We start from the raw sequence: 18,944 nt of genomic DNA on the forward strand, positions 1-18,944 counted from the left end.
TTAGTACGTTTTTGATGTTATGTAATTGATTTTTGCTAAAGCGATTTGATATTGCGCCTCAGATGAAGCTTTCATCTTATCGTATTTCAGCAATTGCTGCTGCATCCTAAGAACTTCTTCAAAGTCTTTACCGGAGTTACCATAGGCTGTAAAAAGAAGATCAAGTGCCTGCTGCGTTTCGGAAATTTGTTTCTCATAAAGCTTGATCAGATCAGACTGTTGCTTCATTTCAAAGGAGGTAGTCTCATAGCTTGAAAGCAGGGTATTGGTTACCTCTTCTTTTTGCAGAGAATAACTTTCTTGCATCAACTTTGCCTCCTTCACTGCTGATTTGTACTTCTTTCTATAGATGGGCAAGCTCAGAGAAATCATAGGCATAATAGCATCCTGTCCATTACCTTGAGGAGGTGTGACACCTGCCCCCAGGTCTTCGCGCTTTCCAATCACAGTGTAGTTCAAGCCAACTCCAATCATAGGGAGTCCTTGCTTATGAGCAGCTTTTTCCGCAGCCTCTGCAGACTTGATTTTTAATTCAATCTCCTCCAGTTGAGGGTTTTGGACTAAAAGTGAGTCTTTGCGAAAACCTTCTCTTTGAGCAAGAAAATTGAGATCATCTGGGATGACAACTTGCTCATTTGTTCCTCTATTCAGCAGTGTATTGAATGTGGTCAAAAGCGGCTTTTCCTTTTCTTTAAGAATACCCAGATTGGTTTGTGCATCTTTCAGCATAATGTCCACCCTCAGTACATCTACCATTGATGCCTTGCTGTTTTGAAAATTGACATTAGCAATGGCTTTGTATGATTGAAGTATCTTTATGTTCTCCTCCTCAATTTTGATCCACTGACGCAGTTCGTAGAGTGGGTAATAAGCTGCTGACACTTTGAAGTACAGCTTGTTGCGGGCATCCAAATAAGATTGAAATTTAGCATCTGCCATCAATGCCGAAGCATCACCCTTTGCTTTCAATGTACCAAACCAGGGAAACATCTGGTTAAGGATGAAAATAGCCTGTTGGGGACCAGTTCGTGTTTCGAGCATTCGGCCAAAAGCGCTCACTGTAAAATTGGGATCAGGCAAAGCACTTACCTGGGCAACTCTTTCCATTGAGGCTTCAAACTCCTTGTACCTGCTTTGTAGTCCGGGATTATTTTCAGAAGCCATTTTCAAGTAGTCTTCCAATGACTGGGCAGTTGAAAGACCAGCTATCATTACCATAGCTATTGTGAATATCGTCTTCATTTTGATGGCTTGTTTTGATTTTTAATAACTGTCTCTCTCCAGAATGCCTGCAGAACGGGCACCACAAACATGGTCATGATCTGGATGGTCATACCTCCGAATGTAGGGATTGCCATAGGTACCATAATGTCAGACCCCTTTCCTGTAGAGGAAAGCACCGGAAGGAGTGCTATAATGGCAACTGCTGCAGTCATCATCGCAGGCCGTACCCTCTTTTTACCAGCTTCCACTACAGCCGCCCGAACTTCCTGAACTGTATTTGGTTTCTTTTCTTCAAAAACCTGGTGGATATATGTTCCCATGATTACCCCATCATCCGTGGCAATACCAAACAGGGCAATGAACCCTACCCAGACAGCCACACTCAGGTTTATGGTGTGCATCTGGAACAGGTGGCGTATGTTCATGTCAGCAATGGAGAAATTGAGGAACCAGTCCTGACCATACAACCAAAGCATGATAAACCCACCGGCAAAGGCTACAAACACTCCAGAGAAGTGAATAGATGAAGCGATGACGGTTTTGAACTGGAAATAGAGCAACAGGAATATCACCAACAAACTAATGGGAATGACAATAGATAGTCGCTTGACGGCTCTCACCTGGTTTTCATAGCTACCAGAGAATTTATAACTGATTCCTGCAGGAACTTTTAATTCACCGGAATCAATTTTCTTTTGGATAGCATCCTGTGCCTGGTTCACGACTTCTACTTCCGCAAAGTTGGTTTTCTTATCAAAGAGCACATACCCCACCAGAAATGTTTCTTCGCTTTTGATCATTTGCGGTCCACGTACATACTCTATGTCTACCAACTGGCGAATCGGGATTTGTGCACCTGTGGGTGTAGGGATTAAAATTTTTCCGAGTGATTCGGGATCGTCCCTTAATTCTCTTGGATACCTTACCCGCACAGGAAAACGTTCCCGTCCTTCAACAGTTGAGGTAATCTTCATACCTCCAATAGCGGTTTCGATAGCCTGCTGCACATCCTCTACATTCAATCCATATCGAGATATTTCGTCCCGATTAATATTGAGGTGGAGATACGGTTTGCCAACGATCCTGTCTGCAAACACAGCTTCAGCTTTTACCGATGGCACTTCTTTGAGTATGGCTTCCAACTGCATTCCGAATTCCTCGATAGTATTGAGATTGGGGCCGAATACTTTGATGCCCATCGGTGCCCGCATTCCAGTTTGCAGCATCACCAGACGTGTTTCGATTGGCTGCAGCTTTGGAGCTGAAGTCACTCCAGGGATTTTGGTCACTTTCACAATTTCATCCCAGATATCATCAGGTGATTTAATTTGTTGCCGCCAGTTTCTGAAGTACTGCCCATTGATATCAGGTATCAAGTGGTTGGTCTCTATTCCCCTGGTCAAAATCTCTTCATTCGACAATGTGTCTCCAGATGTTAAAATAAATCGGTCAGCCTTGTCGGTTTTGAATCGTTTTCTATGCCCATCTTCATTGATTATGTATTCCGGTTTGTAGTTGATGATGTTTTCATACATAGAGACAGGAGCTGGATCTAAAGCAGATTCCGTTCTTCCCATTTTACCGACAATCATATCTACTTCAGGGATTTTACTCACCATCATATCCAATTGACCGACCACTCTACGATTTTGCTCAACACCTGCATGAGGCATGGATGTAGGCATCAGGAGGTAGCTGCCTTCATTAAGTGAGGGCATAAACTCAGAACCTATACCAGGAAAAGTGCCGACCATCGCCTGATAAGGTTTACTTTCCTTGATTGTCTCTCCTGCAAAACCAAAGATTCGATCAAAGCCCAGCCAGATTATCAGTCCCATGAAGATGGTCAGGAATGGTATGACCATGAATTTCCATTTATGAATTAGACACCATTTGAGGATCGGTTCGTAGAAGTGAACTACACTGAGTAAGGCAGTGAGGATAATCCCAATTAAGGCCAACACGAACAGGTAATTGGTAACTATTGAGTTTTCAACTCCAAGAGGCATCCACTCTTCTGTGAGAAAGAAACTCGCAATAAAGAGTGCCAATGCAATGTTGATATACTCTGAGAATTTACGGAACCGATTCGGCCAGCGAGATTCGAGCATGTTATTGATCCCCACCAGGCAAAGTGCCAGAGGTAGCAACATGTGCGCATAAATAGACACAAAAATCCCCAGAGCAAAAAAGGCAATATTCCATATCCTTCTGACTTTCTTCTTATCGTAATCAATGCCAAAAATGAAATAGGCTAATGTTGGCAATACCACTAATCCCAGTACAAACGATCCCAGCAACGCATAGGTCTTGGTAAAAGCCAAAGGCTTGAACAACTTACCCTCAGCAGCTTCCATCGCGAAAACCGGAACAAAACTTACAACTGTAGTTGCGAGAGCGGTAGTAATAGCAGATGCTACTTCTACTGTTGCTTCATAAATCACTTTGAGTAGCTGGGCACCTTTCACGCCATGGTTTTCAGGCATCTCCAGGTGCCGAATGATGTTTTCTACAAACACAATCCCCACGTCCACCATTACCCCAATGGCAATAGCTATTCCTGATAATGCCACTACATTGGCATCTACACCCGTATAGCGCATGACAATGAATGTCACCAGTACTCCAACAGGAAGCAAACTGGAAATAATAATAGAAGCCCTAAGATTCAGTACCAGTACCAGTACAACGATAATGCTAATCAGCACTTCGTGTGATAAAGCAGTTTCCAGTGTGCCGATGGTCTCATGAATGAGTTGTGTCCGGTCGTAAAAGGGAACAATAGTTAACTGGCTTTCTACGCCATTGACAAGGGTTTTCTTTGGGAGACCGGGAGCGATTTCATCAATTTTCTTCTTTACATTGTTGATCACTTCCAGAGGATTGGAACCAAAACGTGCCACGATCACACCACCTACCACTTCGGCACCTTCCTTATCCAGCAGGCCTCTACGAGTAGCAGGCCCCAGGCTTACGACAGCCACATCTTTGATACGGATGGGTACATTGTCTTGTACAGACACAACAGCCTTTTCTATGTCCTCTGTTTTCTTGACATAGCCAAGTCCACGAACCAGGTACTCAGCCTGATTGATCTCGATGGTTTTAGCCCCAACATCCCGGTTGGATTTACGAACAGCTTCCATCACCTTCATTAAAGGAATGTTGTAGGCCTTGAGTGCGTCAGGGTTTACATCGATCTGGTATTCCTGCACAAAACCACCAATAGAAGCCACTTCTGACACACCCTCCACAGCATTTAACCCATACTTGACATAGAAATCCTGAACAGTGCGTATTTCATGCAAATCCCAACCTCCGGTGGGGTTACCCTCCTTGTCTCTGCCTTCAATGGTGTACCAATAGACCTGACCTAGAGCGGTAGCATCTGGGCCAAGTGAAGGCTGTACCGCATCGGGTAGCAGACCAGAAGGCAATGAGTTGAGTTTTTCAAGAATCCGGGATCGGGACCAATAAAATTCGGTCTCTTCATCGAAGATGATATTGATCATCGAAAACCCGAAAATGGAAGAGCTGCGGATGGACTTCACTCCAGGGATACCTAGTAAGTAGGTTGTAAGCGGATAGGAGATTTGATCTTCTATGTCTTGTGGTGACCTACCCGGCCAGGGGGTAAATATGATTTGTTGATTCTCTCCGATATCCGGGATGGCATCAACAGGGACAGGATCTTTTGGAAGTAATCCGGTACTCCAGTTGAAGGGGGAAGTCACAATTCCCCAGGCTACCAACGTAATGAGTATGAGAACGGTAACCAGACGGTTCTCAAGGAAGTATTTTATAATTGATTTTAACATAATACAAATGAATTGATTGAACAGAACGGATTTGTTCAAGAGCATACAATGCTCCCTTGCAATGGTGCCGATGCACCGTGCCTATCAATTGTATTATAATTTAAATTAGAAACGTCTGAAAAAGAACTTGTATGTCTTTCTCGGGTAAGGGAGGAGGGAAGTAAGGAGTATTAAGAATAGCTTCATCATTGACTGATATAGGGTCAATGAAGGAATGAAAAAAGGTGATTAAGAAAAGAGAACTAATGTTTGAATCAGAGAGCAGTATATTAGTTGTTTCATCTCCCTGAACTAAATGATGTTGATTTTCGCAGCAAGGTTTCTGCTTTAGTTGTTTTTCTGTGGATGGAATAAAATCACAATCCATATCTTCCATTCCGCAATCAGGATTATGGAATCCTATTGAAAAAGAAGTCTCAACCACTTTGCCTCCACAAAAATGGGTGTTCATAGTGAAACCTATGTTAGAACCCAACATGAGTAAAGCGAGCGTTATGGATATTATTCTTTTCACTTACTTCAAAGATACGAAAATAAAGCGGTTGTTGTTTTATAGAATTATGCTACTCTTTTACAGAATTATGAAATAATATGATTTAGAATTGATAGGTTAATTGGGTAACGGGTAGATTGAAAACGTCCCCTAAACAAGCACATTTAATCTTCTTCTTATTCATGTTGCTTTTATGTTTTGAACGAACGCAATGAACCTACTGGAAGCACATGGATGTGGAATTGGTTTAGTTAATTATTGTAAGGTCTGTACTGATCATCATCCCAACCTTTCTCTACTTGCAAAGTGGTATGGGTGATCTCAAACATATCATGTAGCTTTTCTCTGATGTCATATAGTAGCTGGTCCTCACAGCCATTTGGAATTACGAGATGGGCTGTCAAGGCTGTTTCCGTAGTACTCATAGCCCAGATATGCAGGTCGTGAACTTCTTCTACACATTCAATTTTTTCAAGAAAATGCTTGACCTCATTCAGGTCGATTTTTTCGGGAACTGCATCAATTGCTAATTTGACTGAGTCTGAAAGCAAGCCCCATGTGCCATACAAAATAACTCCTACGATTAGAAAACTAAGCACAGGGTCAACCCAAAATGCCCCTGTATATTTCATTACCAAACCACCAATGAGCACCGCTAGGGTTACACCCGCATCTGCGGCCATGTGCAAAAAAGCTCCCTTTATGTTCAGGTCATCCTGACCCTTCATAAACATTAGTGCGGTACCTGTATTGACTATTAGGCCAATGCTGGCTACAATCATGATGGTGTTGCCAGGAATTTCGATAGGGTTTTGAATCTTTTGAATGGCATCCCATAAAATAAAGCCTGAAGCAATGATAATGAGCAAGCCATTGAAAAGTGATGCCAGTATCGTGGATTTCCTGAGACCGTATGTATACTTTCCACTTGGTTTCTTTGTAGAAATCCAAATAGCAGCCCAGGCAAGGATTAAGCTAAATACATCGCTCATGTTATGTCCCGCATCTGCCAGTAATGCAGATGAATTGACTGCAAAGCCATAAAAGGCTTCTACTGCCACGTAGAGAGTATTTAACCCAATACCAATAGCAAAAGCTTTCCCATAATTTTTAGATGTATGATTGTGATTATGTCCCATAATTCTTTATTCCTGATTTTTTGAAAATAGATAGTAACTCATCTGAAATGGGTAGGGGCTTTAGTGGGGGAATGTTTGCACCACCGGTATTGCCAACCGGAATTTTACCAACGAATGATTTCACTCCTCCTACAAGAAGTCTAGGAATTTGCCCGAGGATTTCTTTACCACTTTTAATATGAATGCCAAAAAGGAGCATTTTCCAATGAACGTAGCTGTGATGCCAAGGATAGGCCTGCCCTAGAATGTGAGCACGTTCAAGATGATTCCAAGCATTTTCTAAATTTCCCTTGCTAAAATTTCCCCTATAATCCTTTAACTCGGCATAGAAATAAGGTTTCAATTTTTCGGGCATCAGTGTATATAAACGCATTTTCTAATCAATTGAGGTTTAACAACAATTATCCGTACAGCTTAGTTGTTTGGTTTTCGCTTTTTCAAATGCTTCCTTTCCTTCTTTAAATGCATACCAGGCTATGCCAAGGCTTCCAATCGCATCTACATAAGGTATTTTGAATAATTCGTACAAAGTACTTGAGCCAAGCAATATGAAGGAAAGGTAAAAGCAGGTCCTGGTACAATTGGCATCTGAAATGATAGGTTCACTACTAAGCTCTTTTCCAGCCTTCAATTTTTGCTTGTACAAAATGTACATAGTCAAAATTGAAATTATAGAAATGATCATTCCCACTAGGGTGGTTTCAGGATTAGATTGATAATAAATAGATAAACCTGCACCTATGATTAACCCTACAACTAATAGGTAGAAGGCTGTGCCAGTGATTTTGAGTGCTGTCACTTCAAAATGATCTCTACTTTCAATAGGGTTCTTTTTCATTCGCACAACCATGTGGGCAATTCCAATACCTGAAAGGACTTCAACAAAACTGTCAACACCAAAACCAAACAGAGCCAGTGTTTCATCTTGTGAGCCAAAAAAGGTGGCTATACCACCTTCTACCAGATTGTAGAAGATGGTTATTAAGCTTAAAATAAAGGCTCTATTAAGCCATTTATTAGTGATGGTGTTATTAGTGATGGTGTCCTCCTTCATCTTCTGAATTTTTTGCTTTTGCCAATAATGTAAATGCACCTGATGTAACCAATTTCAGACTGCTGATCTCCAAAGATGTTTCCAAGAGGCTAATTTGTGTGAAACCGTCTTCACTTGATCCTTTTTGCACCTCCAACATTTCAAAATCATGCATCTGTTGACCGTCTTCCGACCTTTCGGCAATATAGACAAAGACATAGTGCTTACCCCCAAACCTTACAATTGACTCATCAGGAGCGGCCCATGTTTTATTACTGTCGGTTTCAATTTTAGCAGCTATGTACATGCCGGGTTTCAAATCTGAATGCATCTTCTTCAAGTGCCCATGGACAGTTATAGAACGATCTTCCCTAACGCCACTGCCTATTAGGAATACCTCTGCCTCACGCCATTCATTAGGTGAATTTGCCAGAGCAAAACGGATGCGTTGGCCTTCTTTGATTCTTGGAATATCATTTTCATAAACGGTCAGTTCCACATGAAGATCGTCCGAATTGGTAATGTCCATGATGACATCCTGAGGATTGATGAATTTTCCTACATTGGTGTATACCTCTCGAATAGCTCCAGTTACAGGTGAATAAATATTGACGGAAGCGGAAACGTTACCTTCTTTGATTTTGGCAACACTGAAGCCAATCAGTTTCAATTTTGCTTCCATGCTTTTGATACGGGCTTCATTGGCCATATAGTCACTTTTTGCCTGCTGAAAAGACTTGCCGGAAGCCACCTTTTCATCATATAGCTCTTTCTGTCGATCATATTCAGCTTTGAGAAATTCCTGACTAGCAAGGCTCTCAAGATAATCTTGTTGAAACTGAATAAATTCTGGGTTTTCAATCACGACCAATAACTGACCTTTTTTTACCATTGTACCCGGTAGCATCTCGGTGTATTTCACAAAACCACCATAAGGCATGGTAATTGAAATGTTACTTTGCGGGGGTACATCAATGATACCATTGACACGGAGTTCTGAGCCAATTACCCGCTGTTCAAAGTTTCCTACGACTATACTTGCCTGCTCAAATTGTGCCTGAGTAAGTTCTACTGTATTATCACCTTCTTCGTGGTGTTCCTCCGTTGTTCTTTCATTTTTTGAACTACAGGAAGCAATGGCCAATCCGATAAGAATAACCATTGAGATTCTGTTGATATATGTTATTATATTTTTCATTGTTGATTTCTTTTATTGAATGCCTGAAATGAATTCGATTTCGATAATGGTCTGGTTGTATTGGTTGAGGATGTCCAGGTAGTTAAACCGAACAGATAGTGACCGATTGAGCCCCTGTATGTATTCCACATAACCTACTTCACCGCTTTCAAATCCTTTTTGGGCTTGTTTTAGAATAAGTTCAGCTTGTGGCAAGGCACTTTGCTCGTAATAATCGAGACTGGCCTGAAATTTTTGGTATTGCTGAAAGAGAGATTTTAACCTGCCTTGCAATTCGTTAGTAATAGCTTCCAATTGTGCCTCGGCTTCTTGCTTTTTGAGTTCAGTTGCTTTGATTGCCGAACTTTGAGATTTTGCTCCAAATAGAGGAATAGCTACGCCTACCTGAAAGCCCGTGAAACGGTCGCTAGATGTAAAGGTCACTGGATTGCCGTCTATATCCTGATTTGGTCCGTTGAGCGATTGATTGAAATATCCTACCATGAGGTCAGGTAGTAGCCGGGATTTCTCCACTGATTTTTCTCTTTCGGCCACTATCATTTGCTGGCGAAACCATGCCAGGGTAGGGTTATTGGCAATCCCTTGTGTATCTAACAGAGCAGTACTTTGCCGTGCTTCAAGTTTGCCTGTCATTATGTCCAATGAGCCCTCAATGTTTACGAGGGTTTGTAGCTGAGTTTGGTAAATCTCTATGTCGGCCAGATTTTGTTGTAACATGGCTTTAATCTCAGCTACCTGCGATTCGGCTGTTGCTTTTTCGAGTAGGTTGCTTTCTCCGGTTTCATAGCGAAGGCTGGCTGCTCTTACAAAGCGTTGATAAATGCTGTCCTGCTCTATCAATAATTGCCTTTTGTTTTTCTCCAGCCACAGGAAATACCAGGTAGCCTTCACCTGTCGCACCAATTCGTTTTGGGTAGCTGTCTTTTGCCACTCACTTGCTTCCACCTGAGCATTTGCCAATTTGTTTTGGTTGGCATAAACGGTAGGGAATGCAATGGATTGTGAAATATTGAACTGGTTGTCATTATTGTAGATACTGTTGTACTGGCCGTGGGTAAGGCTGAGATTTGTCTTCGGCAGGTTCCAACTTGCGCCTTTTAAAGCCCTTTCCTGTTGAGTTTGTAGATCTGCTGCTTTAAGCCCGGGATTGTTTTGAATGGCCGTTTTTATAGCCTCATCCAGCGATTGGTAGATTTTTTGAGACTCCTGCGCCTTTGCTTCAGGAAACTGGAAGAATAACATTCCAATGAATAAGAATGGTGCTACCGTTCCTGGTTTTACTTTTATTCCTCTTTCAAAATAATAGTAAAGGATGGGCAGTACGACCAATGTTAAAAAGGTGGCGGTAATCAAGCCTCCAATCACAACAGTAGCTAACGGCCGTTGCACTTCGGCACCACCTGATTGAGAGAGGGCCATGGGCAAAAAGCCAAGGGAAGCCACGGCAGCCGTCATGATCACTGGACGGAGACGCACGCTCGTACCTTTGTAAATCCTTTCAAAAATATCTGTAACTCCTTCTTTTTTGAGGTGGTTGAACTCGCTGATCAGTACAATTCCATTCAATACTGCTACTCCGAACAAAGCAATAAATCCAACGCCTGCTGATATACTAAAAGGCATATCTCTAAGCCAAAGGGCGAAAATGCCTCCAATCGCAGAAAGTGGAATAGCCGTAAAAATCAGGACGCCCTGCTTAATTGAACCAAACGTGAAATAGAGTAAAACAAAAATAAGTAGAAGAGCCAACGGAACGGCAATAGCAAGCCTTTCACGAGCTTCCACGAGGTTTTCAAACTGGCCACCATAAGAAACTGTGTAGCCAGGAGCCAATACCACTGACTGATCAATTTTCTGCTGAAGTTCTGTTACTATGCTTTCTACATCCCGGTTACGTACATTAAAGGCTACTATGATCCTCCTTCGTGTATCATCCCGTTGGATTTGGTATGGGCCTTCTTTGATCTCTACATCAGCGACCTGATACAGTGGTATTTGATGGCTATCCTTTCGTGCAATGTATAAGTTACGAACCGACTCAACATCCTCCCGGTTGGTTTTATCCAATCTTACCACCAGATCAAAACGTCTTTCGTTTTCATATACCAATCCGGCAGATGCCCCCGCAAAAGCCGCTTGCACGGAGCGGTTAACGTCACGGATGGTCAGGCCAAACTTTGCCAGCTGTGCCCGTTTATAGTTAATCACGATCTGTGGTACTCCTGTCACTTCCTCTATATAGAGATCAACGGCTCCTTCTACACCAGATACCAGTTTTCCAATCTGCCTTGCATATTCAGAAAGTTCATCGAGGTTTTCTCCGTAAATTTTTACGGCCACATCCTGACGAACCCCAGTCATCAGTTCGTTGAACCGCATCTGAATGGGCTGCTGAAAGCCAAAAGTTACCCCAGGTATAACCTCCAAAGCTTCGGCCATTTTATTAGCCAGTTCTTCGCGGTTCGAGGCGGTAACCCATTCCTCCTTATCCTTTAAAATGATCATCAAATCTGCTGCCTCCACAGGCATAGGATCGGTGGGGATTTCCCCAGCACCGATTTTAGAAACTACCTGAGTTACTTCGGGGAATTTTTCCAATAAGATTTTTTCTGCCTGGGTAGTTGCTTTTATGGTGTTTTGGAGAGAGCTTCCTGTGATTACCCTTGTTTCCACAGCAAAATCACCCTCTTCTAAGGTAGGTACAAATTCACCACCCATATTGGAAAACACCCATAAGGATATGCCAAACAATCCGAGAGCAATGGCAATCATCAATGGCCGTTTGTGCATCGCCCAACGGATTGTAGGGTCGTACAATCTATGAAAGAAAGTCATGATCTTGTCTGAAATATTGGGTTTGTATTCGGTCTTCTTGCTCAAAACCAATGCAGACATCATCGGCACATAAGTAAGCGAAAGGATAAAAGCGCCCAGAATAGCGAAGCTCACTGTCTGTGCCATAGGGCCAAACATTTTCCCCTCAATCCCTACTAAAGCAAGGATGGGTAGATACACGATGAGAATAATGATCTCCCCAAATGCTGCTGAATTTCTGATTTTGCTGGCTGACTGATAGACCTCTTTGTCCATTTCCTGCTGGGTCAATTTCCTTCCTAGCTTCAGTAAACCCAAATGGTGCAGGGTGGCCTCTACTATAATCACCGCTCCATCCACTATTAAGCCAAAGTCAATGGCTCCCAAACTCATCAGGTTGCCTGATACACCAAAAAGGTTCATCATACCAAAGGCAAAAATGAGAGCAAGGGGAATGACCGATGCTACGATCAAACCTGCACGGAGATTTCCAAGAAGAAGCAATAAAACAAAAATCACGATCAAGGCACCCTCTGCCAGATTTTTGCTTACCGTGCCTATGGCCGTATCGACCAGTTTGGTGCGATCAAGAAACGGTTCGATGGTAACGCCCTCAGGAAGTGTTTTGCGGATCTCTGCAATTCGGTTTTTTACATTTTCTATAACTTCTGCGGAATTTTCACCTTTCAGCATCATGACAATAGCACTGACCACTTCGCCTTCACCATTACGGGTGGTAGCACCATACCTTACAGCACTTCCCAATTGGACTTTGGCTACATCATTGATAAGGACGGGGATTCCATTTTCATTGTTTTTGATGAGCATATTTCGGATGTCGTCCAGACTGCTCACCAGGCCTTCACTTCTGATAAAATAGGCACTAAGATTTTTCTCGATGTAGGCTCCCCCTGTGTTTTCATTGTTTTCTTCCAATGCTTGAAAGATGTCGGCAATGGAGATGTTCATGGCTTTGAGCCTGTCGGGATCAATGGCAATTTCATATTGTTTGAGATAGCCACCGAAGCTGCTCACATCAGCTACTCCTGGAGTGCCCAATAATTGCCTTCTGACAATCCAGTCCTGAATGGCGCGTAGTTCACGGGCATCATATTTATCCTCATAGCCCGGTTCGGTTCCTACCACATATTGATAGATTTCTCCCAGCCCTGTTGTAATAGGTGCCATCCCCGGCTGGCCGACTCCTGGTGGTATTTGTGCCTGCACATCGGGTAGGCGTTCACTTACCTGTTGCCTTGCCCAGTATACATCTACATCTTCCTTAAACACAATGGTAACCACAGATAAGCCAAAGCGGGAGAATGAGCGTATCTCGTCTATCTCTGGTATGGTGGCCATGGTGATTTCGATTGGAAAAGTGATTAAACGTTCCACCTCCTCAGCTGCCAAAGATGGAGAAGAGGTGATGAGCTGTACCTGATTATTTGTAATATCTGGTACGGCATCAATGGGAAGCCTCGTTAGTGAGTAGCCACCCCAAATGACCAGACCCACTGTAAGCAGGCCGATGATCAACTTGTTTTTGACTGAAAAATGAATGATTTTATCCAGCATTTATTCTGTGTTTTATTTCCTGATTTAATGAATTGAATGGGGCATATATACCCAACATCGGGGATACCAGACGGCTCGGAAAAATGTATTTAAGTCATTGCCTTGGGGCAATCATTAAAATATTGATTTCTGTGGGTCTCTGGAAAAAATAATCAGGCCTTGGGAGGCTGGAAGGGAGATTCTGAGTACTCAGAGCAAAGAGAAAAGCTATAAGGAGAAACTTTTACCTGGTTGGTAAGGCAGAAATTTTCTATTTTAGGAAAATACTGAAAAAGGGTCATGAATACGGGCCCATGACAGCACTGATGTTGGCCATGAAAGGGTAGTTCATCATCTTTGTCATGGTCATGATGCCCCGAACTATTTTCATCATGATGGACATAGTCTTCAATAATAAATTCGAAAAAAGTGTCGCCACCAATGGCATTGTGTTCCTCAAAATGAGAAATAAGGGCAGGTAATTTTTTTAGTTCACAGCACATGTCCAAATTGGGGGACATGACCTGCAAGATGAAAATAAAAGAGAATGATATGTGTACAATATGCTTCACGTGTCCCAAATGTATTGATTCAGGAATGCAACCTGTTTGCAAAGTTTAGGAGCAGTTTGCACAAGTGCCTTTGTAGACCATGCTGGCACTGGCTGCTTTGAATCCTGATGGAATACTAGTTTGAGGTATTTTGGATTGGGTCAGACAGTAAGTTTCGCCACACTTGACGCAATGAAAGTGGATATGCTGGTCCTGAGGTTTGCATTCACAACCTTCTTCACAAAGTGCATATTTGACAGCACCTGTACCGTCGTCAATGCTGTGGATAAGTTTCTTGTCTTCAAAGGTTTTGAGAGTTCTATAAAGTGTAGCCTTATCCGCTTGCTCGAATTTGGCATCTAGATCACTCAAACTAATGGCGGCACCAGATTCTACCAATTTTCTAAGCACTAATAGGCGCATTGCGGTTGGCTTAATGTTTCGATCTTCCAGTTTATTTTCTAAATTTTCTTTCATAAAAACCATAAATTGTTCTTGCCAAATGGTGGTATTTCTTCACCTACAAAATTAGGGGCGTTTTGAGCGACCATTTCTGGGTATTTGATTGTTACTTGTTATTTCTATTACTACTAATGAAACGAACTCCTGTATTCTGTTGGTGAAAGGTTTGTCTTTGATTTAAAAAGTTTGTTAAACGATTGAGGTCTTTCAAAGCCTAGTTGGTAGGCAATTTCACTCACGGATAGATTTATTGTTGAGAGTAGTTCTTTGGCCTTTTCTATTAATTTTTGATGCATGTGCTGCTGAGTACTCTGACCAGTTATGGCTCTCAGTATATCACTCAGATAATTTGGTGAAACATTTATTTGGTCTGCAAAAAACTGCACACTTGGCAACCCCAATTCCAACCCTTTATCAAGATCAAAATAATCGTCTAAGAACGTTTCCATTTTTAGTAGTAAATCATCGTTTTCAGGTTTACGAGTAATGAATTGACGGTTGTAGAAACGGTTTGAATAATTCAGAAATAAACCTAGATGAGATTCCATTACATCCTGACTAAACTTATCAATTGAAGTATTATATTCTTCCTCGATGTTTTTGAGAATACCAATAAGCATGGCCTTTTCCTTGTCAGATAAATGGAGCGCTTCATTTACTGCATAGGAAAAGAAGCCGTATTCTTTGATCGTTTTTCCCAACGGGTAATTCCTAATGAGATCAGAATGAAAAACTAACCACCAACCCTCATATTTTTGGTCGCTACCTTCGCCTGTTGAAACTATTTGGCCTGGTTCCATAAAATCCAAAACGCCTTCATCAAAATCATAATATTTTTGACCATACTTCATTTTTCCATCTGGGCACCTTTTAAGTAATATGGTATAAAAATTCATTATCTGATTTATTGGCTCACTATTGCTAGGCTTTATATCATTTAATTTGATCAATCCAATCAAAGGGTGCTTAGGTTTTCCAAAGCCCGATAGTCTATTCAACTCTGAAATTGAATTGATGGTTAGGAAATCTTTCTTGTTTTTATAAACCATTTTTCTAAAATCATAGTATTCAGGCAAGCTCGATGACTTTCCTGCACTTGTTCTTTTTATTTACACATTAACATCAGACATATCCCAGTATCTATCACCTGTTTCAGTGCCAAGTGGAATGATTTATTCTAAACGGTTCAATTCATCCTGAGTCAATTCTACTTTAGCAGCAGCAATATTTTGCTCAATGTATTTTGGTCGCTTAGTACCGGGAATTGGCACATATCCTTTGGCTATTACCTACGCTATAGCCAATTGAGCACTGCTAATATCTTTCTCATTCGCCATTTTTTCAAATGCGTGTAACAATTCGATATTTTTGTAAAATTGTTCCCCTTGAAATTTGGGTAATTGTCTGCGCCAATCATTTTCTGGTAAGTCTTCTGGATGTTGAAATTCTCCTGAAATAAACCCTCGACCTAATGGTGAGTATGCAACAAAACCAATACCTAACTCTTCAAGGGTTGCCAGAATACCCAACTCTTCAACCTGTCTTTCGAATAACGAGTATTCGGTTTGAACTGCAGTAAGTGGATGTATTTTGTGTGCTCTTTTGATGGTTTCAGAACTTACTTCAGAAAGACCGATGTAACGGACTTTTCCTTCTTTTACCAATTCTCCTATAGCCTCTACAGTTTCTTCAATAGGTGTTGATTTATCCACCTGGTGTAGATAGTACAAATCAATATAATCGGTATTGAGGTTTTTCAGAGAACGCTCAAATGCTTTCTTAACGTAATCCTTGTTGCCATTAACTTTTCCTGTTAGCTGACCTTGATCATCAATCTCAAAACCGAATTTGGAAGCAATAATTACCTGATCTCGTTTGCCCTGAATCGCTTTCGCAATAAGTTGTTCACTTTTTAACGGCCCATATAAATCCGCAGTATCTAAAAAATGACCGCCCAACTCTAATGACCGGTGAATGGTGGAAATGGACTCTTCTTCGGTAGCTTTGCCGTAAGTATCCATGCCCATCATGTCGGTCATTCCCATGCAGCCAAGTCCAATTGTTGGTATTTCTAAACCCTGGCTTCCAAGTTTTACTTTCTTTAAATCGCTCATCGTATTGAATTTTATTTTTAACAAAATTCACAATACTACTATTTATTGATGTTTCCGAATCAAGGAAATTAATGAAGCGAAGTGTTTTCACGAAATCAACCAAGTGGAGGCATGAAACCTAAGCATCTACTCTATCAAGTTGATGCAAAAAAAATCCAGATTCGTCAAATCATTATCCGTTTATATCAACTGATTATCAACTAATTAGGTTGAAATTTATTGAAGTAAATGAATGTCTGAGATAGTTGGTATTTGAGTCGATAGCGATTGGTAATCGGTGTGTCGGTAATCAGTAGGGCAGTGATCGGTAAGTGGGTTTTAGTCGATAGTCTTTAGACCATTGTCGATAGTAGATTAGATTCTTCCTTCGTCAGAATAACAAATGATGGTGATCGGTGGATCGGTTATTAGTTGACAGTCTTTAGACCATAGTCGATAGTGATTAGTAATCAGTGGGGCAGTGATCGGTAAGTAGGTTTTAGTCGATAGTCTTGAGACCATAGTCAATTAGATTCTTCCTTCGTCAGAATGACAAATGATGGTGATCAGTAATAGGTAAGTCGGTATCTGTTTGCAGGTAGATCCCTCATTTGTCGAGATGACAGAATGGTGGGTGCTTCGAACATCCTTCGACAAGCTCAGGATGGCTTATCGCAATGATGAATAAACAAGAAGCGGAGCTCTCGAGGAGAACTCCGCTTCGGGTACTGTCATCTACCTAAGTGATGACGCATAAATATTTGATAAATTCTAATTCTAAAATTATGAAAAAGTTCATTAAAAAGCTGCCTTTGGTAGCATTTGTATTTGTCTTGGTTGGATTATTTGCGTTTAATACCAAATCTTCAGAAGAAGCAGTCTCAGTAGTTTGGTTTCAATTGTCTCCATTGGGAGATGTGATGTCTGAAATAGATGATCCGGAAGATATCTGTACAGAAGGGGAAGCCATTTACTGTGCGGTGTCTGTTAGTACCACAGATCTTGATTCTTCTGGTCTGCCGCAATTTGAAAATGTGGAAGAAGCTGGAGCTTCTAATCACTACGAGGATATCGCTAAGCGAGATAATTGATTAAAAGTAAAAGGGGCTGTCTCAAAAGGGCAGTCTCTTTTTTTATAAAAAGAAAGCCGGGAACAATTAAGTTCTCGGCTTTTTTGTGACTAACTGATTAAATTAGTCGTGTGCGTAATTCAAATTTAGTATTTAAAGATTACACTCCATCGCAAGTGATGCTACTTCCTCCATCCCTTGAGGAATTAATAGAAGAAAATCATCCGGTACGGGTGGTTAATGCTGTAATCGACCAAATCAATGCCGAACCTTTACTGAAGCAGTATAAGCCTGGAGGAACTTCGGTATATCATCCTAGGATGCTATTAAAAGTGCTTGTATATGGATATCTGACCAATATTTACTCCTCCAGAAAGCTAGAAGCTGCTTTAAAGGAAAACATTCACATGATGTGGCTTGCAGCCATGAATCGTCCGGATCATAATACAATTGCCCGATTCAGAAGTGAGCGACTTAAAGATGCCTTGAGGCAAGTATTCGGTCAGGTTGTTGAGCTATTGGTTGAAGAAGGACTGGTAAGTATCAAAAACATCTACACTGACGGCACCAAGATAGAAGCCAACGCTAATAAATACACTTTTGTCTGGGGACGGGCTATTCAAACAAGTAAAGAACGCATAGCCAAGCAGCTAGATGAGCTTTGGGATTACACACAGAAGCTAGCCGAAGAGGAGTTATCCAGTGAAGAAAAGCCTGATTTTAAGGCGATAGACAAGGAAAAAGTCAGTCAGACTATAGAGAGGATAGACAAAGCACTGGAAGACAAGCCTGTCAGCAAGAAAGTCAAACAAAAGCTCAACTATGCTAAAAAGAACTGGCCAGCCAAGCTAGAAGAGTATGCTGAAAAAGAAGCCATCATGGGTGAAAACAGGAATAGCTACTCTAAAACCGATCCTGGAGCCACTTTTATGAGGATGAAAGAAGATCACATGCTCAATGGTCAACTCAAGCCAGGCTATAACCTCCAGATCAGCACTTCAGACCAGTTCATTGTCAACTACAGCATTCACCAAAACCCTACAGACACACTCACTCTCAAACCACACCTTCAGCAGTATCAAGACCTTTACAAAACCAACCCTGAATCGATCTGTGCAGATGCTGGATATGGTAGTGAAGAAAACTACGACTATCTGGAAAAACAAAACATAGACAACTATGTGAAATACAATTACTTCCACAAGGAGCAGTCAAAGAAATGGAAGGAAAACCCCTTCAGAGCAGACAATCTGCATTATAACGAAGAGCAGGACAAGCTATACTGCCCGATGGGTCAAGCGATGGATCGGATAGCTGATCGAAAATCAGAATCATTGGCAGGTTATAAACAAACTTATGCACGATATCAGACTAAAAACTGCAATGGATGTTCTTTGAGAGGCTCTTGTCACAAGAGTAAAGGCAATCGAATCGTTGAAATTAATCATAACCTCAGGAGGCATAAGCAGAACGTGAGGCAAAACTTATTCTCTGA

The 18,944-nt window shown here is 41.5% G+C and carries 13 protein-coding genes; 2 read left to right on the forward strand and 11 right to left on the reverse strand.

Translation table 11 applies throughout. The features are described from left to right. The 11 genes from NXS00_RS25925 to NXS00_RS25975 all read right to left on the reverse strand — a co-directional run bounded on the left by NXS00_RS25925 (position 1) and on the right by NXS00_RS25975 (position 16,400). Positions 1-1,242 carry a TolC family protein gene (locus NXS00_RS25925; RefSeq protein ID WP_258102209.1) on the reverse strand — a complete coding sequence of 414 codons (1,242 nt, stop codon included), beginning with the start codon at positions 1,240-1,242 and terminating at the stop codon, positions 1-3. Further along, positions 1,239-5,042 carry an efflux RND transporter permease subunit gene (locus NXS00_RS25930; protein WP_258102210.1) on the reverse strand — a complete coding sequence of 1,268 codons (3,804 nt, stop codon included), beginning with the start codon at positions 5,040-5,042 and terminating at the stop codon, positions 1,239-1,241. The genes NXS00_RS25925 and NXS00_RS25930 overlap by 4 nt, the downstream gene beginning before the upstream one ends. A gap of 100 nt (positions 5,043-5,142) precedes the next feature. Then, entirely contained in the window at positions 5,143-5,556 is a 414-nt protein-coding gene (locus NXS00_RS25935) for an HYC_CC_PP family protein (protein WP_444702229.1), read from the reverse strand. Between the two features lie 230 nt (positions 5,557-5,786). Beyond that, positions 5,787-6,674: a cation diffusion facilitator family transporter gene (locus NXS00_RS25940; protein WP_258102212.1), complete on the reverse strand. Its 888-nt coding sequence runs from the start codon at positions 6,672-6,674 to the stop codon at positions 5,787-5,789. Beyond that, entirely contained in the window at positions 6,664-7,047 is a 384-nt protein-coding gene (locus NXS00_RS25945; protein WP_258102213.1) for a DUF3703 domain-containing protein, read from the reverse strand. The genes NXS00_RS25940 and NXS00_RS25945 overlap by 11 nt, the downstream gene beginning before the upstream one ends. A gap of 18 nt (positions 7,048-7,065) precedes the next feature. Further along, positions 7,066-7,728, reverse strand: coding sequence for a cation efflux transmembrane domain-containing protein (locus NXS00_RS25950; RefSeq protein ID WP_258102214.1), 663 nt, complete (start codon positions 7,726-7,728; stop codon positions 7,066-7,068). Further along, the gene (locus NXS00_RS25955; RefSeq protein WP_258102215.1) at positions 7,706-8,905 is read right to left on the reverse strand and encodes an efflux RND transporter periplasmic adaptor subunit; all 1,200 of its coding nucleotides are present in this window, start codon (positions 8,903-8,905) and stop codon (positions 7,706-7,708) included. The genes NXS00_RS25950 and NXS00_RS25955 overlap by 23 nt, the downstream gene beginning before the upstream one ends. A 12-nt stretch (positions 8,906-8,917) precedes the next feature. Further along, the gene (locus NXS00_RS25960; RefSeq protein ID WP_258102216.1) at positions 8,918-13,294 is read right to left on the reverse strand and encodes a CusA/CzcA family heavy metal efflux RND transporter; all 4,377 of its coding nucleotides are present in this window, start codon (positions 13,292-13,294) and stop codon (positions 8,918-8,920) included. 596 nt (positions 13,295-13,890) lie between these two features. Next, entirely contained in the window at positions 13,891-14,301 is a 411-nt protein-coding gene (locus NXS00_RS25965; RefSeq protein WP_258102217.1) for a Fur family transcriptional regulator, read from the reverse strand. A 113-nt stretch (positions 14,302-14,414) separates the two neighbouring features. Continuing rightward, positions 14,415-15,182 (reverse strand): helix-turn-helix domain-containing protein, encoded by a 768-nt coding sequence (locus NXS00_RS25970; protein ID WP_258102218.1) that lies wholly within the window; start codon positions 15,180-15,182, stop codon positions 14,415-14,417. 393 nt (positions 15,183-15,575) lie between these two features. Continuing rightward, positions 15,576-16,400 carry an aldo/keto reductase gene (locus NXS00_RS25975; protein WP_308709917.1) on the reverse strand — a complete coding sequence of 275 codons (825 nt, stop codon included), beginning with the start codon at positions 16,398-16,400 and terminating at the stop codon, positions 15,576-15,578. Positions 16,401-17,164: 764 nt separating this feature from the next. Between NXS00_RS25975 and NXS00_RS25980 the strand changes: the two genes are divergently transcribed. Both NXS00_RS25980 and NXS00_RS25985 read left to right on the forward strand, forming a co-directional pair. Beyond that, entirely contained in the window at positions 17,165-17,470 is a 306-nt protein-coding gene (locus NXS00_RS25980; protein ID WP_258102219.1) for a DUF6520 family protein, read from the forward strand. Between the two features lie 110 nt (positions 17,471-17,580). Then, a partial coding sequence (locus NXS00_RS25985) for an IS1182 family transposase (protein ID WP_258102220.1) occupies positions 17,581-18,944 on the forward strand: 1,364 nt, incomplete at its 3' end.

This window comes from Marinoscillum pacificum (genome assembly GCF_024714495.1).
GTDB lineage: Bacteria > Bacteroidota > Bacteroidia > Cytophagales > Cyclobacteriaceae > Marinoscillum > Marinoscillum pacificum.

Coding starts and splice junctions, on each gene's coding strand:
- NXS00_RS25980 (WP_258102219.1), top strand. CDS start 17,165: ATGAAAAAGTTCATTAAAAAGCTGCCTTTGGTAGCATTTGTATTTGTC.
- NXS00_RS25945 (WP_258102213.1), bottom strand. CDS start 7,047: ATGCGTTTATATACACTGATGCCCGAAAAATTGAAACCTTATTTCTAT.
- NXS00_RS25975 (WP_308709917.1), bottom strand. CDS start 16,400: ATGAGCGATTTAAAGAAAGTAAAACTTGGAAGCCAGGGTTTAGAAATA.
- NXS00_RS25970 (WP_258102218.1), bottom strand. CDS start 15,182: ATGAATTTTTATACCATATTACTTAAAAGGTGCCCAGATGGAAAAATG.
- NXS00_RS25950 (WP_258102214.1), bottom strand. CDS start 7,728: ATGAAGGAGGACACCATCACTAATAACACCATCACTAATAAATGGCTT.
- NXS00_RS25960 (WP_258102216.1), bottom strand. CDS start 13,294: ATGCTGGATAAAATCATTCATTTTTCAGTCAAAAACAAGTTGATCATC.
- NXS00_RS25925 (WP_258102209.1), bottom strand. CDS start 1,242: ATGAAGACGATATTCACAATAGCTATGGTAATGATAGCTGGTCTTTCA.
- NXS00_RS25955 (WP_258102215.1), bottom strand. CDS start 8,905: ATGAAAAATATAATAACATATATCAACAGAATCTCAATGGTTATTCTT.
- NXS00_RS25930 (WP_258102210.1), bottom strand. CDS start 5,042: ATGTTAAAATCAATTATAAAATACTTCCTTGAGAACCGTCTGGTTACC.
- NXS00_RS25940 (WP_258102212.1), bottom strand. CDS start 6,674: ATGGGACATAATCACAATCATACATCTAAAAATTATGGGAAAGCTTTT.
- NXS00_RS25965 (WP_258102217.1), bottom strand. CDS start 14,301: ATGAAAGAAAATTTAGAAAATAAACTGGAAGATCGAAACATTAAGCCA.